The following is a 16356-nucleotide window of genomic DNA, read 5'->3' as shown; positions in this document are numbered from 1 at the left end:
GCTGTCCGGGGGCATCGTCCGTATGGTGGACGGTGTACGAAGCATTCGCGCCCGCTGCGAGTGGTTCGGCGGGGAGCAGATCGGGATTGATGTTGATGCAGCATTTACGGCGGGCTGCCGGATGGGCCTCGAACGCGCTCGTCGCCATTGGGTTGGGTGTGTTGGCGGTGCGTGCGGGGGCGCAGGGGAATGAGCAGGGGAACCAGGCTCCGGCGGGTCCGGCGCATGCGGCGTTGAGTCCGGCGACGGGGCTGTCGTTGCTGGATGTGCTGCAGGCATCGCTCGCGAAGAATCCGCAGTTGAAGATTGCTACTTACACCGTGGCTGCGCAATCCGGTGTGGTGCGTACGGCAAAGGGGCAGTTCGACTGGACGCTCGCCGCGAATGGTTCGCAGCAACATGCGTATACACCGCTGACTCCGGTGCTTGCTTCGGAGTACGGCGTGCCTGGAGGGTCTGGGGTCGACTCCATCGTGGCGAATACATCGACCGTGTCGGCGTCGGCGGCGAAGGAGTTTCGCAACGGCATCAGTGTTTCCCCGTCGCTTGAGGCGACGCGGAGTACGGATAATGTCCTGACACAGGATGGGATCAACGAATCGCATGTGGGGCTGGCTGTTACGCTGCCGGTACTGAGAAACCGCGGACGCAGCGTTGTGGATGCGCAGGAGACTTCGGCGCGGCAGGTGCTTGAGGCGACTCGGATGGACCTTAGCCAATTGGTCTCCGATACGCTGGCTACGGCGGCATCGCGCTACTGGAACTTTGTTGCGGCGGACGCCACGCTTGCGGTTTACAAGGCGTCCGAGGCTCGGGGGAGCGATCTTCTGAATGGGACGGAGACGCTGGTAAAGGCGGATCGTCTGCCCGCGAATGATTTGAACCAGGTGCGGGCCAACCTCGCCGATCGCATCGCGAGCCGCACCGCCGCGGAGCAGAGTTTGCTGCAGGCGAGGCAGCAGCTTGTGCTGGTGATGGGGCTTGGTCCGGATCAGATTCTTTCGCTTCCGGCTCCCGCGCAGGATATTCCGGACGCGACTGCGCCGTATGATGCGTCGCGGCTGGCGGGCTATTTACAACTGGCGAATACGAAGCGAGCCGATGTGCTGGCTGCGCGACTTCGGCGGGACGCGAACCGGACGCTTGAAAATGCGGCGGTGAATCAGCTTAAGCCGCAGCTCGATGTTTCATCGTCCGTGGGGTATACGGGCTTGCGTGAAGGCACGAATGTTCTGGACTATCCGCGCTCGGTCGGGAATTCGCCGAAGGGCGCGGATGTAACCGTGGGGATTACGTATAGCCAGAGCCCGGCCAACAATGCCGCGCGTGGGCGGCTTGAGACGGCCATGGCTACTACGCGGCAGAGTGACGTTACGCTTTCCGAGACGGCGCGTACAGCGGCTACGGCGGTGGTGGTGGCGTATGAAGGGGTTCGGAGCACGACCATGCAACTTCAACGGGCGCACGAGGCGGTGCGGTACTATCAGGCGGCGCTCGATGGCGAAAAGGAGAAGTATCGTCTTGGGCTCAACTCGCTGGTGGATGTGCTGACGGTGGAAGACCGGCTTACTACCGGCGTTCTTGCAGAGGTCAACGCACGTCTTGCTTATGCGCTTGCGCTTGTAACGTTGCGTCAGTCGACCGGCACCATCGTGCAGGCCGGCCAGGATGTCCAACAGGTGGACCCACTTTTGTTTTCCTCACTCCCATAGGAGCCGCGAGGCTGGATAGGAACCGATGAGTTCGACCGAGTCGATGAACTCGAAGATGTACCGGAAGGCGGCACTGGAGCGCCTTGCTTCTCCGGATGACCTTGACCGCATGCTCACGGTGACGAGCGCGCGGCAGTGGCTTGTTCTGCTTGGGCTGCTTGGCTTCGTGGCGACGGCCGCGGCGTGGTCGTTCGTCGCGCGGCTTCCGACCAAGGCGGCGGGCGAAGGCATCCTCATCGGGCAGGGAGGCGTGGTGAATGTTGTGACGACCGGCGCAGGGACGATTACTGATTTCAAGCTGAAGATCGGGGATCGTGTGCATGCGGGTGAGGTGGTCGCGACGATCTCGCAGCCAGAGATCATGACGAGTATCCGGCAGACGCAGAATCGGCTGGAAGAGGCGCGCGTCGATGCTGGGCGCGCCGTGCATCTTCAAGGCGAATCGACGCGGCTGCAGATCGCGGCGCTCGACCGGCAACGGACTACGGTCGAAGGAGATATCAAGCAGGGGATCAATCTCGTGAAGCTTGCGGAGGAGCAGGTGCCGGTTGAAGAACGGCTGCTGGAGCGGGGACTGCAGACGCGGCAGCAATTGATCGCGGCGCAGCAGAAGGTGGTGGAACTGCAATCGACGGTGGAGAAGAATAAGGCGCAGCTCGTGGCGATCGATGCGGAGCGCTATGGGCTTGAGGCACAGCCGGAGACGAGCCGCCGCGACGCGAGGCTTCGTGTGGAAGAGCTTGAGCGGCAACTGCAGACGCTTGAGCAGCAGAAGACGCTGAGCACGCAGGTTACCTCGCCGTTCGATGGTGAGGTTGTTGAACTCAAGGTGTATGAGGGTTCTGAAGCGGTGGCCGGGACGCCTGTTCTTAGTTTGCAACCGGCGATTGGGCAGCTTGAGGTTGTGGCCTTTGTGCCGACGGGTGATGCGAAGCGCATTACCGCGGGCATGGCTGCGCAGGTGTCGCCGACGACCGTGAAGCGGGAAGAGGTTGGGTATCTGCGGGGCCGTGTGACGTATGTGTCGGACTTTCCCACTACGGATGCCGCGGCTATGAGGACCTTCGAGAATCAGTCGCTGGTGAATGCGCTCAAGACGCAGGGTGTAGCGAACGAGGTGCGGGTTGTGCTCGAGAAGGCGGACAACACGAGTGGTTATGCCTGGTCATCGAAGAAGACGCCGAACCAGATCATCAGCAGTGGAACCCTTTGCAGCGTGGAGGTGGTCACGCGGGAACGGCGTCCGATTGAGCTTGTGATGCCTTTCCTCAAGAGCTTCTTCAACCCCGACTAACACGCATGAAGAATTCTTTCGCCCGCTTCAGACGAAATCGCAGGCAAGTGAAGACGCCGACCATCCTGCAGATGGAGTCGGTGGAGTGCGGCGCTGCGTCGCTTTCGATGATCCTTGCTTACTACGGCAGATGGGTGCCGTTGGAGAGACTGCGTTCGGACTGCGGCGTCTCGCGCGATGGGAGCAAGGCAAGCAATATCCTGCGGGCGGCGCGGGCGCATGGGCTGATTGCCAAGGGCTTCAAGAAGGAGATCGATCAGGTCAAGGAGATGAAGCTCCCGGTGATCGCGTTTTGGAACTTCAATCACTTCCTCGTGATCGATGGGTTCGCGAAGGATGAGACGTTCCTGAACGATCCGGGAATCGGACGGAGGAACGTCGATCCATGGGAGTTTGAGGAGTCTTTTACAGGGGTGGTGCTCACGTTCGAGCCTGGTCCTGACTTCAGGAAGGAAGGCGGTCCGCCGTCGATCGTTGCTGCCCTGCGCAAGCGCATGAACGGCGCTTCGACTCCTCTGCTATTTCTTCTGCTGGCCAGTCTTGTCGGAGTAATACCGGGCATGGCGAATGCGGCTTACTCGCGCGTCTTTCTCGATAACATCCTGCTGGGCGGCATGTGGAACTGGATGAGGCCGCTGGCGCTTGTGATGACGGGCACCACGCTGCTGATGCTGATGCTTGGGCTGCTGAGCGGATGGGTGACGTTGAAGTTCCAGATGAGAATGGCGATCAGCGAATCGGCCAAGTACTTCTGGCATACGCTGCGGCTGCCGATGGACTTCTTCTCGCAGCGCTATGGGGCGGAGATCGGGGCGCGTGTCGCGATCAATGAGACGGTCTCGACTGCGATTGCGACACAGTTGACCGGTGGCGCGTTGAACGTGCTGATGGTGATGTTCTATGCCGCAGTGATGTTCAAGTACGATGTTCTGCTAACTTGCCTTGGCATCGCGATGGCGATCTGCAACGTGGGCATCCTGCGCTATCTCTCGAAGCGGCGCATCGACCAGAGCCGCAAGCTGCTGCAGGCATCGGGCAAGCTGATGGGGACCTCGATGATCGGGTTGCAGAGCATCGAGACGATCAAGGCGGGGGGGACGGAATCGGATTTCTTTGCCAAGTGGGCGGGCTTCCAGGCGCGCGTTGTCAGTCTCGAGCAGGAGCTTGGGTCGTCGACGCTGATGCTTGGGTCGATCCCGCTTCTTCTTGCCGGGCTCAACAGCACGGCGTTGCTTTGCCTTGGCGGGTTGCGGGTGATGGATGGCGGGCTGACGATCGGCATGCTGATCACGTTCCAGGCGTTGATGACGAGCTTCACAACGCCGGTGAGCGGATTGATGGCGCTGGGGACGCAGTACCAGGTGATGCAGACGCAGATCAATCGGCTCGATGATGTGATGGACAACCCGGTCGATGAGCTTGCGTGCGCGAGCGACCCGGAGACCGAGGTACGGGCCGCTGCCTCGGCGCATAAGCTTACGGGACGGCTTGAGTTGCGCGACGTTGTGTTTGGGTACAGCCGGCTGGAGGCGCCACTTCTGAACGGCTTCAACTTTGCGCTTGCTCCGGGACAACGGATAGCGCTTGTTGGTGGATCGGGTAGCGGTAAGTCGACCGTGGCGCGGATCGTCGCGGGACTCAACAAGGCATGGAGTGGGGAGATCCTGTTCGACGGCAAGCCGCGCAGTGAGCATGGACGCATTGTGATTTGTAACTCGGTTGCTTGCGTCGATCAGGACATCGCGCTCTTCGATGGAACGATCCGCGAGAACATTACCATGTGGGACGAGACCATGGATGATGCTCGAGTGGTGCAGGCTGCCAAGGACGCATGCATCCACGACTTCATCACGTCGCTGAAGGGCGACTACGACTACAGGGTGGAAGAAGGCGGCCGGAACTTCAGCGGCGGGCAGCGACAGCGGCTTGAGATAGCGCGGGCGCTTGTGACCGGACCCAGTATCCTTGTACTGGATGAGGCGACGAGCGCGCTTGATCCGATGACCGAGAAGATGGTGATGGATAACTTCCGCCGTCTTGGTTGCGCTTGCCTGATTGTCGCGCATCGGCTGAGTACGATTCGTGATTGCGACGAGATCATTGTGCTCGAACGTGGGGCGATTCAGCAGCGTGGCACGCACGAAGAGATGCTGCAGCAGGCTGGGCCTTACGCGAAGCTCATTCATGTTGAGGACAGGCTCGTGCCGGAAGAGGCGTTGGTGTCTGCCACATGATCGCTGCTCCGCTGGTGCCGATGCCGCTCCGCATGATCCTGAACGATTCCGCGCGGGCCTGGACGATCGTCTCGGGAGCGGTTGATCTCTTCCTTGTAGATGTTGCCGAGACGGTTGCGCAGAGCAGCCTGGATTATCTTGGAACGCTTGACGCAGGTTCGCTTCTACTTGGCGTGGGCGGTGTGCTTGTCGACGGATTCGAGACGACCATCATGGCGCAGGCCGCTTCCGAGACCATGCTGCAGCCGATCGATCTTATCGAGGTCGATGCAGAGTATCTCGACTCCTGGATCACGAATATCTCTGAGTGGTGCGCGCCGGGGCTTGCCCCATCGGCCAGCGTGCAGGTGCAGGCCGGTAAGCCCGTCGATACTGGCGAGGAAGGGCTTACGCTGATTGGGAGTCGATCCGTAATTTGGCTCGGTGGCGCGACCGCAGGGCTTTCTCTTTATGCGGAGGCTGAGGATCACAGCCTCGCGGCTGTACCGGTTTGCCGCTATCTGTGGGCAGTTGCGGAAGGCGGCCAGACTCTTTCAAGCGAAGCCACGGAGCAGTGGCTCGCGAAGAGGCGCGTCGATGGCAGGCTTATTCGCGAGATGGCGTCCGTTCATGCCGCCATGCTTGCGCAGCGCAGGAAGAAGCGTCAGCGCATCGAAGACAAAGAGCGCGGACGCTTTCAGGATAAGGTTCAGCGCGATGGACGAGTGTTTGCCGGAGCGTTACGCGAACTTACTCGTCCGTTGCTGCCGGCGGGCGCGAATCACTTCGAGAAAAGCTCGAGGATGTCCGGAGCGCTTGAAGCATGCCGTGCCGTTGGGGAGGTCATGGGTATTCCTATTCATGCGCCGGAGCACGATATCGCCGACGAGAAAACGGAGCAGGCGATCATTCGTATCGCTTCGGCGTCCGGTGTGCGGTATCGACAGGTGCTACTGCGCGATGCGTGGTGGAAGCAGGATCAGGGGCCGATGGTTGGGCTTACGCTTAACGGCGTCTCGGCCGTCGCGCTGCTCCCGAAAAATGCGCGAAGCTATGTGATGCTCGATCCTCTTTCGGGTACAAGCGTGTCCATGACGGAGGCGCTTTCTAACTCGCTCGACTCGCACGCCTATGTGCTTTACCGCTCGTTCCCGAACCGCAAGCTGACGGCGAAGGACATCCTGCTCTTTGGCCTGCGAAACGGAAAGAAGGATCTGACCACGATCCTTATTGTTGGCATGATGAGCGGACTGCTGGCCATGGCGATGCCGATCGCAACCGGTGTCCTCTTCGACGACGTGATTCCCGAGGGCCAGCGGAATAACCTGGTGCAGCTTTCCGTCATCCTCTTCTCGGCTTCAATCGCAATGTTCCTCATGAATCTCGGCCAGAGCTTCGCTACGCAGCGTCTTGAAGGGCGGATGGAGTCGGAGATGGAAGCCGCGGTATGGGACCGGCTGATGAACCTGCCGACGACGTTCTTTCGCCGGTTTACTACGGGCGACCTCGCTTCCCGAAGTCTTGCGATCAACCAGATTCGCCAGGCGCTTACTGGAACGGCGACTTCCGCGCTGCTGACCGGCATCTTCTCCGTCTTCAGTTTTGCGCTGCTGTTTAGTTACAGCGTGAAGCTTGCTCTTGCCGCCACGGGCCTTGCCGCGTGCGCGATCGTCTTTTCGATCATCTCCACGCTTGTTACGGTACGGCTCGATCGGCGCATCCTCGCCATGCAGGGAAAAATTGCCGGCCGTGTTGCCGAGCTTCTGCAGGGCGTCGCGAAATTCCGTGTTTCCGGTACTGAACCACGCGCCTTCGCCCGCTGGGCGCACGATTACACGTGGCAGAAGCAGAACATGCTGACGGCTGCCAAGGTGTCTCTTGCGACGACGCTGTTCAATACCGTGTTTCCTGCCGCCACATCCATCCTGATCTACGTGCTTGCCGCGAATATGGCGCGCCAGGATCCAAGCTTCAGCACCGGGCGTTTTCTTGCCTTCAACGCAGCCTTTGGGCAATTTCTTGGAGCCACTCTGGGGTTCAGCGCCGCGATGCTCTCCCTTGTCAGCATCGTTCCAACATATGAACGTGCGAAGCCCATTCTCGAAGAGCTTCCTGAATTAAAGGCCGAGATGAAAAAGCCCGGTGCGCTTCGCGGCGACATCGAAGTTTCCCACGCGCACTTTCGTTACGAGAAGGACGGGCCGGTCATCCTGAAGGATGTCTCGTTCAGCATCCGCGCGGGGCAATATATCGCGCTGGTGGGCGAATCGGGATGCGGTAAGTCCACGCTGATGCGTTTACTGCTCGGCTTTGAGAAGCCCGAGAGTGGATCCATCTTCTATGACGGGCAGGATCTTGCGGAACTCGATATGCAAGCTGTGCGCCGGCAGATCGGCGTCGTGCTGCAGGCAGGAAAGCTCATGCAGGCTAACATCCACATCAACATCGTCGGCGCCTCGCTGCTTACCATGGATGATGCGTGGGCAGCCGCCGAGGCGGTCGGTCTCGGCGACGATATCCGCGCCATGCCGATGGGCATGTATACCGTCATCAATGAGAGCGGGAGCGGCCTCTCCGGAGGGCAGCGTCAGAGGATCCTGATTGCGCGGTCTATTGTGCGCCGGCCACGCATCCTCTTCTTCGACGAGGCGACCAGCGCGCTCGATAACCATACGCAATCTATTGTCAGCAGGAGCCTGGATGCCATGCAGGCTACGCGCATCGTCATTGCTCATCGCCTTAGTACCATCCGCCACGCCGACGTCATTCTTGTGTTCAAAGAAGGACGTTTGCATGAGAGCGGTACTTATGAAGAGTTAGTCAGCCAGAACGGGCACTTCGCTGAGCTTGCGAAGCGCCAACTCGCTTGAACGATCTGCATTACCGCCTTAGATAAAAGAGGAACACGTGAGAAAAGTTCTTTACCTGATGGGAATTCTCAACGACATCGACGTGCAATGGCTCGCCACCAAGGGAAGTAAGATGCTCTTCGAGCAGGGCACCACGCTCATCACGCAGGGTCTGCCCGTACAGCATCTTTTTATCGTGCTTGATGGACGGCTCTCAGTCGAAGTGAACAGCGTGCAGGTGGCCACGCTTATGTCGGGTGAAGTCATCGGCGAGATCTCGTTTGTCGATTCGCGACCACCCCTTGCTTCGGTGGTTGCCCTGATGCCTACGATTGTGCTCGGGATCGACAAGGCTCTCCTGAAACAGAAGCTTGAAGCTGATGGCCAGTTCGGCTCACGCTTTTACCGTGCCATCGCCCTGTTTCTCGCTGACCGCCTCCGCACCACGACGAGCCGGCTTGGTTATGCGTCGAACGGTCGCGAAGCGACGATTGAGGATGATCCTGATGAACTTGACGCCGACTTCATGCAGGTCGTCTCGATGGCGAATGTGCGATTCGATTTCCTGGTGCGCTCGGTGAAGTAGCTGTGTTGATAACGGGCAGTTACAAGCGATGGATGCTGATGTCTAGTGCGTTTTGCCCAGCCGCCGGTAATAGTCGGCAACCGCATCCTGGTATCCGGGGGGAACTGTGCTGGGCGTCGCGGTGCGCACCTGGCTCATCTGCTGCGGATCCATCTCGCGCCGCAACTGCATTTCGAGCTTGTCGACATCGCTCAGCACCTGGGCGTGAAGCTCCTCGACCATCTGTGGGTTACCTGGGAAGTGGGACGGATCGAGGCGCTGCATCTCGCGTACGAGGTCATCGATTTCTTTGCTTGCCGCCGGGTCGTTCTTGGCAAGCTGCCGAAGCTGATTGAGTTCCTTGAGCCCTTGCTGGATGGTTCGCTCCGAGTCCGCGGGATTCGAACCTAATTGAGGGTTTACGGCGCGGCCGGGGCCGTACATGTTGTTGCCGGTGTTGACGCCGTAGTTGGCTCCTGTGTCTCCTCCGCCGCTCCGGATCACGCGGTCGCCGAGGTTGCCGACCTGATCACCGCCGTTCTGGTCCCCTCCGCCGATTCCACCAGGCTGCCCGGGCTGGCGTCCCTGTCCGCGACCGCCTTGCCCTTGCTGCCCGGATTGTCCTTGCTGGCCGGTTGCTCCCGAGGGGGAGCCCTGCTGGCCTTGGCGCTCCCGTCCCTGGCCGGATTGTCCGCTCTGGCCGTTGCGCTGATCGCCCGGCTTGCCTGGGCTGCCAAGCCGCTGCACCTGGTTGCGCAGGCGGTCCAGGTGATCGAGAGCCGCGACCTGATCTCCAGGATCCTGCCCACGCTTTCCGGGCTGTCCGGTTCCTGCTGCCTGCTGCGCCTGACGGACCTGATCGTTCAGCTTCTTGAGGCCGCCAGCCAGTTCAGATTCCGTACCGTTGGAGTTCGGATTAATTCCGCGGCGCAGCCAGTCGGCGGTTCGCTGCGCGAGGTTCGTGAGGTCGCTCTGATCCATGCCGCCAAGGGCATCGCGCAGGTTCGAGGAGGCTCCCGGCTGGTTCGACGCAAGCTCCCGAGCGGTATCGCGCATGCCTTTCTGCAGGCGCGAGAGATCGTCCGAGAGATGCTGACGGTCTTCTGCCAGGCGCGTACGTTCCTGCGTTTTGGCCGCACGCTGGGCGGGAGTGGGGCTCTCGTCGCCCTCGCTCTTCGCGGCCAGGCTCTGGATTCGCTGGGCTTGTGCGCTCTCTTCCTTTGAAAGACGATCAGCCTCGCGACCGAGGCCGTCCAGCTTGCTCGAGGCCTGCTGCTTCTGCGCGCCGCCGAGCAGGTTCGTTGCCTGGCGTAGCTGGTCCGCTGCCCGCTTGGCTTCGGCCGAGTTCTGCTGTGCCCCCTGCTGGCCGCCGGCACGGCGCATCTCGTCGTTCGCGGCACGCAAGCGGTCGAGCGCCTGCTGTACGCGTGGATCGGTATTGCCGTCTGTCGATCCACCGGACCCGTTCTGCTGCCGGGAGGAGGCCGAAGCGGATTGGCTCGGCGAGTTCTGGGAGGATCCCGAGCGTCCTGACTGCTGGCCCGACTGGCCTTGCTGTCCAGACTGTCCGGATTGGCCCTGCTGGTTTGCCTGCATCTGCTCCATCTCGCGCTGAAGCTCTTCCGCTTCGCGCCGCAGCATCTCCTGCTGCCACCTCTGCTGGAAGCTTTGGGCCTTGTTCTCCTGTTGCTGGGCTAACTCCTCCTGGCGCTTCGCGAGAGCGTCGAGCTTGGCCAGTGCGTCGTCAACTTTCTTTGCCTGCTGCTCGGCGGCAGAGCCGCTGTTCGCCGTCTCGTACTGGTTCTTCTCGGTGTCCATCTCGAGATCGAAGAGACTGGCCAGATCACGCCCGGCGCTTCCACCACCACCGCCGCCTCCGCCCCCGCGCTGGCCGAAGGCAACTTCGATCTTGCGGAAGGTGGCTTCAGCCCGCAGAAGGGCTTGCAGAGCCTTCTGCTCGATGGGCATCGCATCCTGCCACTGCATGTGGCTGAGCTTGTCAGCCGAGGGAGTCATCGCATTCGCTGCTATCTGCATGTCCTTGCCGAAGCTGTTGAATTCCTCGTTCGCCTCGGAGAGGTCGCGGCTCTCCATGCGGGCCGTCAGTGCGAGCGCCTGTTCGCGCAGCTTCGTCTGGGCCTCGGAGAGCAGCTTGCCCGTTGCCTGCGCCTGCTGCGGCGTGGCCGCTTTGTCGTTCCTTTGCTTCCACGTCGCCTCGATCAGTTCCTTCTCGCGACGCGCGATGTCGGTCTGCCCGTTCTGCTGTCCGCCGCCTCCACCGCCACCGCCTCCACCGTTCTGCTGCGACTGCGAGAACTCGCGCTCGAACGGCTCTACCTGGATGAAGCTGATCTCGGTCCGGGCCTCTGCATGTGGATCGTTTGCCGTCGCGTAGAGACTTACGAGGTCGCCTGGCACCAATTTGAAATCCTCGAGGCTTAGCGTGGCACTGCCGTCGGTATCCTTGGCGCCATTCTGCTTGAGCACGTTGACGGTCTGTTCCGCGCCGCCGTTTACCGAGTAATGGAGGCTCACATGGTTCAGCCCGTAATCCGCCTGGGCCTTGACGCCGATCTTGACCTCTTCGATCGGGCTGGCCCTGTAGTCCGCGCCAGGCTTATCGATGACGACGGTCGGAGGGTTGGCTTTGCTGGTGGAGATGAAGTAGTCCTCGGATAGCCGCACCTGCTGGCCCTGGTCAGTTGCTGCCACGTGGTAGGCGCCGTCCTTGGCCATGTGGATCGTGCCCTTGTACTGGTTGCTCTCGCCGCCGCTGAGGTGCAGAACCTCGCCGCCATCGAGCACAAGCACACCGTCACGAAGCGGGCTCGTCATCGTTACCGATACGTCGGCGTCCGTGCCTTCGAGGGCCCGAAGATCGCCTGTCTGCTCTTCTGAGACGGTCTTCATTCCCGTCCACTTCGGGTAGCGGTAGCTCACGGCGATCTGTTTCACAGCGGGCAGATCGACTACGCGGAAGTTGAAGTGCTTCGACGATGCGGGCCCGGCTGCGACGTAGTACTCCACGTTCTCGGGCAGCCCGGTAAACAGGAACTGGAAGCCGCCACCGTCCATCTGCGGCGACATTGGGACCTTCTGCCAGGCCTGCGAGCTTTGATACCGCGCGTAGAGGTCGACCTTATTCGTATCGAGGCCGACGATCTGCGCTGTCACCATCTGGTCGCTGTTGCGTCGCACTGCCGCGTTTCCAGGCAAAACCCGGACGTCATAGATGGGGGGCACATCGTGGTGAGGGCCCGTCCAGAGCAGGGAAGCGCCGTACCCCATGTAACCTGGCCGGGCCGCGACCATCCAGCTCAGAAGACCGGCGCAGACCGCGAGGATCGCAAACAGGACTCCCAATCTTGCTGGCGTTACGAGCGCATCTGGCCGGGCCTCCGCCGCGACCGCAAGCGTATCTCCCGCGAGTAACTCAAGAAAAGGATCCTGCTGGCCCTTCGCGTCCCTTTCAGAAAAAGTAAGCAGCCTCTGTTGAAAATCGGGGAAGCCGGACTCCGCGCGGTCGACCGAACGCCTGCGATCCAGCCGCAGCAGAGGCCATGCCAACCCAAGCCCCGCGGCGATTGCCAGAGTCGCGAAAAGAACGATCCGGGCTGGGGTAAGTCCCTTCTCAGGAAAGGCATACGCATTCAGGAGGAGCGCAAGGAGCACAGTCGCCAGAAGCGCTACGCCGGCTATTAGGGCCGCGCCGCGCAACGATGCGTCCACACGCAGCCTACCCTGCACCTGCCGGATATAAAGGTTGAGCTGCTCCCGCTTGCTCATGCTTCCTCCCGCTGCGTGCCCAGGTATCGGCTTGCGAGGACGGATTCGCAGAGCGCGACCACGAGTAGACACAGCATAAACCACCACCACAGGCTTGCGACGTGTTCCGTCGGCTGCGCCGTCGCGTCCGTTCCCGTCGGCGTGTCAGACGCGCTCCCGCTCCAGAGCTTCAGCACGTCTTCCGAAATCGGCTGTAAATCGGACTCCCGCCGATCGGGGTTGACCGCGATCAGCGAATCCCGCCCGTTTACAAAGCGCACCTGGTAGAACCCCGCGTGGGCAAGCTGGAACGACTGTGCCGTGGCCGCTTCACTCAGTGACAAGGGATGACGTCCGTCCGGCGCAACGATATCCACGCCGGCCCCGGATGCGGCGCCGCTCCGAAGCTGCACGAACGAGTCCACCACCCGCGCGCCACTTAGCCTGTCTGCGCCCGAAAGATAGCGCGCCGTCTGCTCCACGAACGGCACGAACGCGGGATGCAATGGGAGATCGTTCGTCACATTATCGAGACCCGACGCAAACACGACTACATGCCCCTCGCCGACCTGCTTATCCAGCAGGAGCGGTGTTCCGTCCGTCAGCCTCGCCACCACACGTGCCTGCCCCGGATCGACGATCGAAGCATAGAAGAACTTCATCGCCGGCCACCCGCCCGCCTCCTTCATCGAAGGATGCGACGCATCTATCTGCGCGACGGAGGCGAATCCGCCCTCACGCGAGTAGAACTTACCGTCCAGCACATTCGCTCCATACACCGGGATCCGTCCTCGATGTGTTCCTGAAGCACCGGCCGCGATCAGCACGCTTCCTCCGCTCTGCACGTTGCGGATGAGACTGTTTTCGAGGATGGACGGGATCGTCACCACATCTGACAGCACCACGAAGGCGTATTTCGCCGGATCCACGTCCGCCGCTTGCTCGGGGGTAATCGTCTGCAGCACAAAGGACGCTTGCGCCGCTGCCGCAAGAGCCGCGCCGAAATACAGGGGCGACCGCGCGTCTCCCGCCTGATGGACAAACAACACTCGCTCCGGGTCGGCCCGCTTCACCGCGAACAGGCTTACATCGTCCGCAGGAAAGCGGTCCGAAGACTCGACGCGCACCTCGCACCGGCTCGTCCCATACGGCACGTCGAGCCCGTCGAATGTGACCGTCGCCCGGCCATTCGCGGGCACGTCCACCTTGCGCGTTGCTACGACAGTCCCGCTCACCACAAGCGACACGACGCGCGAAGCCGCGGGTGTTCCGTGTCCGGCAATCACGGCTACCGTTCGCGCCTTCTTGGTGTCGACCAGCTGCCCCGGCGCCTCGACGCTCTCCACCGTCCAGTTCGGCACCACCGCCGTGTCGATCGGATGCAGAACGAGCCGCACGTTGCCCGGCATCACCATATCGGCGAAGTTCGCGGGCATGTTCGACGCCTGCATATCGCTGAAAAGGTGCAGCTCGATCGGCGTATGAACCGTTTCGGCCATGGCTCGCATGCCGCGTCCTAACTCGCCGAAGGTTCCATGCGAATCACCAGGCTGAATCCCTTCGACGGCGGCCCGTAACGCTCCTGAATCCTGAATCGGCTGCGTAAGGATCTCAAGCTTTTCGCCAAGAACAAGGACCTGCGCTCGCTGCGAAAGGCGGCGCGCAGCCAGCACATCAAGACCACCTTTCTTCGCATCTGCCAGCCGTGTCCCGGCATTCATACTGTAGGAACGATCGACCGCAACCAAAAGGAGAGTGTCGCTCGCGGAAGCTGAAGTTCTCCGCAGAAATGGATTCGCAAAGGCAAGGACCGCGAGCAGCACGAGGAGCGCACGCAGCGCGAACAGAAGCAGATAGCGCAGCCTTCGATGCTTCGTCGAACTCTGTGTCCCGGCCTCAAAGAACATCAGCGAGCTTACTGGACGCGGCTCCGTCGTATGCCGTCGCAGCAGATGAACATAGACCGGCAGCGCCAGCGCTCCGAGCCCAAGTAGAAACCATGGCGAGAGGAAGCCCATCTAGAGCCCCCTGTTTCTTAGCGAGAGATACTCGGTCAGCGCCTTATCGAGCGGCTTATCCGTCATCAGGAGGTGATAGCCCATCCCCGCGGCCCGCGTGCGATCCCGCATCTGCTCAAGGTGATCGTCTATCTTCTTGCGGTATTCGGTCTTTACATAATCCGGGATGACCTCGATCTTCTGATCCGTCTCGAGATCGACGAGGATGGACGGGCCGCGCATCTCCGGATGGATCTCCTTCGGATCCAGCAAGTGAAACAGCACCACCTCGCTGCCATGAAAGCGCAGCGGCTCGATCGTCTTCACGATCGTCTCCGGAGAGGCATAGAAGTCCGAGATCACGAGTACGATCCCGCGCCGATGCAGGAACTCCTGGAAGTGTCCGAGCGGCTTGCTGAAGTCGGTTCTGGCACGTGGCTCAGCTTGTTCCAAGCCTGCAAGCAAGCGATAGAGCTGGCCCTGACGCGTCGATGGGCGGATGTAGTTTCGCACTTCGTCATCGAAGACGATCAGCCCGGCCGGGTCGCGCTGATGATGGATGGCCATGTAGCAGAGCGCGGCTGCCATGTAGCGTGCGTAGTCCATCTTCGTCACGGCATGCGAGGTGTACTTCATCGAGTTACTTGCATCGAGAAGGATCGTAAGCTGGCTGTTCGTCTCTCCGCGATACCGTTTGAGATAGGTCCTCTCGGTCCGCGCGAATAGGTTCCAGTCCACGTGCCGCAGATCGTCCCCCGGTGTATACGCCCGGTACTCCGCAAACTCCTGGCTGAAGCCGAAGTCCGGAGAGCGATGCAGCCCGGTCACGAACCCGTCCACAACCGTCTTCGCTATCAGGTCGAGACTGGAGATACCGGCGAGCACCGTGGGATCGAGAAAGCGCTGCAGCATTCCGTCTCCTCAGGATTCCTTCGGTGGTGGCAGATGAGCGATGAGCCGGCGAAGGATCTCGTCGGAGTCGATTCGTTCCGACTCGGCATGGAAGTTCAGCAGAATGCGATGGCGCAGAACAGGAATAGCAAGCGATGTAATGTCTTCGTAGGTCACGTGGTAGCGCTTCCGCGAGAGCGCTCGTGCCTTCGCGGCGAGGACGATGAACTGTGCGGCGCGAATACTTCCGCCGTAGTTCACGTATTTTTTTATGAAGTCCGGAGCGTTCTCGCTTTTATGCCGTGTCGCTCGTACAAGGTTGACGACATACCGTGCCAGCGAGTCTCCGATAGGCACCATGCGCACAAGCTGCTGGAATCCGAGTAACTCCTCCGCATTTGTAACTGCCACGACCTCAGGCGTCTTCGTGGCGGTCGTCAGGTCCACGACCTTCAACTCATCACTTGCGCTCAGGTAATCGAGGAGGGAGTTGAAGAGGAAGCGATCTAACTGCGCCTCGGGAAGGGGGTATGTCCCTTCGAGTTCGATCGGATTCTGCGTTGCCAGCACAAAGAACGGCGCGGGTAACTTATAGACATGCCCGCGTACGGTGCAGGAGCGTTCCTGCATGGCCTCGAGCATCGCAGCCTGCGTCTTGGGCGGCGTGCGGTTGATCTCATCCGCAAGCACAACGTTGCCGAAGATGGGACCCTGCACGAAGGTCCACTTGCGATGGCCCGTGGTGATGTCCTCATCGATGATGTCCGTGCCCGTAATGTCCGAAGGCATCAGGTCCGGCGTGAACTGGATGCGTTTGAAACTGAGCCCAAGCGTCTGCGCGATGGTTCGCACCATCAGCGTCTTCGCCGTGCCGGGCATGCCGGTGATCAGGCAGTGGCCGCCGACGAAGAGCGCGATCAGGATCTGGTCCAGCACGTCGTCCTGGCCCACGATCACCTGTCGCACCTGCGCCATGATGCTATCGCGCACAGTGTGGAAGCGCTCGATGCGCTGCTGCAGTTGAGCCGTATCCTGCTCGAGTCCGGTTACCATCTCCATCGAGTGTTTTC

The 16356-nt window shown here is 61.0% G+C and carries 9 protein-coding genes; 5 read left to right on the top strand and 4 right to left on the bottom strand.

What is annotated here, in order from left to right; translation table 11 throughout:
• Nucleotides 1-95: 95 nt before the first annotated feature.
• From GRAN_RS02855 to GRAN_RS02835, 5 genes are read left to right on the top strand one after another with little or no spacing between them, the layout of a single operon-like run.
• Nucleotides 96-1712, top strand: a complete 1617-nt coding sequence (locus GRAN_RS02855) for a TolC family protein (protein ID WP_161570814.1) — start codon at nucleotides 96-98, stop codon at nucleotides 1710-1712.
• Nucleotides 1713-1737: 25 nt separating this feature from the next.
• Complete coding sequence (locus tag GRAN_RS02850) at nucleotides 1738-3006, top strand: NHLP bacteriocin system secretion protein (protein WP_128911488.1); 1269 nt, start codon at nucleotides 1738-1740, stop codon at nucleotides 3004-3006.
• 47 nt (nucleotides 3007-3053) lie between these two features.
• Nucleotides 3054-5240 (top strand): NHLP family bacteriocin export ABC transporter peptidase/permease/ATPase subunit, encoded by a 2187-nt coding sequence (locus GRAN_RS02845; RefSeq protein ID WP_206662692.1) that lies wholly within the window; start codon nucleotides 3054-3056, stop codon nucleotides 5238-5240.
• The gene (locus GRAN_RS02840; protein ID WP_128911486.1) at nucleotides 5237-8089 is read left to right on the top strand and encodes an NHLP bacteriocin export ABC transporter permease/ATPase subunit; all 2853 of its coding nucleotides are present in this window, start codon (nucleotides 5237-5239) and stop codon (nucleotides 8087-8089) included. Before GRAN_RS02845 ends, GRAN_RS02840 begins: the two co-directional genes overlap by 4 nt.
• Nucleotides 8090-8126: 37 nt before the next feature.
• Complete coding sequence (locus tag GRAN_RS02835) at nucleotides 8127-8654, top strand: cyclic nucleotide-binding domain-containing protein (RefSeq protein ID WP_128911485.1); 528 nt, start codon at nucleotides 8127-8129, stop codon at nucleotides 8652-8654.
• A 42-nt stretch (nucleotides 8655-8696) separates the two neighbouring features.
• Here GRAN_RS02835 and GRAN_RS02830 read toward each other — a convergent pair whose 3' ends face one another.
• From GRAN_RS02830 to GRAN_RS02815, 4 genes are read right to left on the bottom strand one after another with little or no spacing between them, the layout of a single operon-like run.
• Entirely contained in the window at nucleotides 8697-12419 is a 3723-nt protein-coding gene (locus GRAN_RS02830; RefSeq protein WP_128911484.1) for a coiled-coil domain-containing protein, read from the bottom strand.
• On the bottom strand, nucleotides 12416-14416 hold the full coding sequence (locus GRAN_RS02825) for a vWA domain-containing protein (protein ID WP_128911483.1): 2001 nt from the start codon (nucleotides 14414-14416) through the stop codon (nucleotides 12416-12418). The genes GRAN_RS02830 and GRAN_RS02825 overlap by 4 nt, the downstream gene beginning before the upstream one ends.
• The gene (locus GRAN_RS02820; protein ID WP_128911482.1) at nucleotides 14417-15307 is read right to left on the bottom strand and encodes a DUF58 domain-containing protein; all 891 of its coding nucleotides are present in this window, start codon (nucleotides 15305-15307) and stop codon (nucleotides 14417-14419) included.
• A 9-nt stretch (nucleotides 15308-15316) separates the two neighbouring features.
• Nucleotides 15317-16345 carry an AAA family ATPase gene (locus tag GRAN_RS02815; RefSeq protein ID WP_128911481.1) on the bottom strand — a complete coding sequence of 343 codons (1029 nt, stop codon included), beginning with the start codon at nucleotides 16343-16345 and terminating at the stop codon, nucleotides 15317-15319.
• Nucleotides 16346-16356: the final 11 nt, after the last annotated feature.

The organism is Granulicella sibirica, from assembly GCF_004115155.1.
GTDB classification, from domain to species: Bacteria; Acidobacteriota; Terriglobia; order Terriglobales; family Acidobacteriaceae; genus Edaphobacter; species Edaphobacter sibiricus.
This window is presented reverse-complemented; position numbering and strand designations above follow the sequence as displayed.

Excerpts from the sequence above, each read along its gene's own strand:
- GRAN_RS02840 (WP_128911486.1), top strand. The coding sequence starts at position 5,237 with ATGATCGCTGCTCCGCTGGTGCCGATGCCGCTCCGCATGATCCTGAAC.
- GRAN_RS02855 (WP_161570814.1), top strand. The coding sequence starts at position 96 with ATGCAGCATTTACGGCGGGCTGCCGGATGGGCCTCGAACGCGCTCGTC.
- GRAN_RS02850 (WP_128911488.1), top strand. The coding sequence starts at position 1,738 with ATGAGTTCGACCGAGTCGATGAACTCGAAGATGTACCGGAAGGCGGCA.
- GRAN_RS02830 (WP_128911484.1), bottom strand. The coding sequence starts at position 12,419 with ATGAGCAAGCGGGAGCAGCTCAACCTTTATATCCGGCAGGTGCAGGGT.
- GRAN_RS02825 (WP_128911483.1), bottom strand. The coding sequence starts at position 14,416 with ATGGGCTTCCTCTCGCCATGGTTTCTACTTGGGCTCGGAGCGCTGGCG.
- GRAN_RS02820 (WP_128911482.1), bottom strand. The coding sequence starts at position 15,307 with ATGCTGCAGCGCTTTCTCGATCCCACGGTGCTCGCCGGTATCTCCAGT.
- GRAN_RS02815 (WP_128911481.1), bottom strand. The coding sequence starts at position 16,345 with ATGGAGATGGTAACCGGACTCGAGCAGGATACGGCTCAACTGCAGCAG.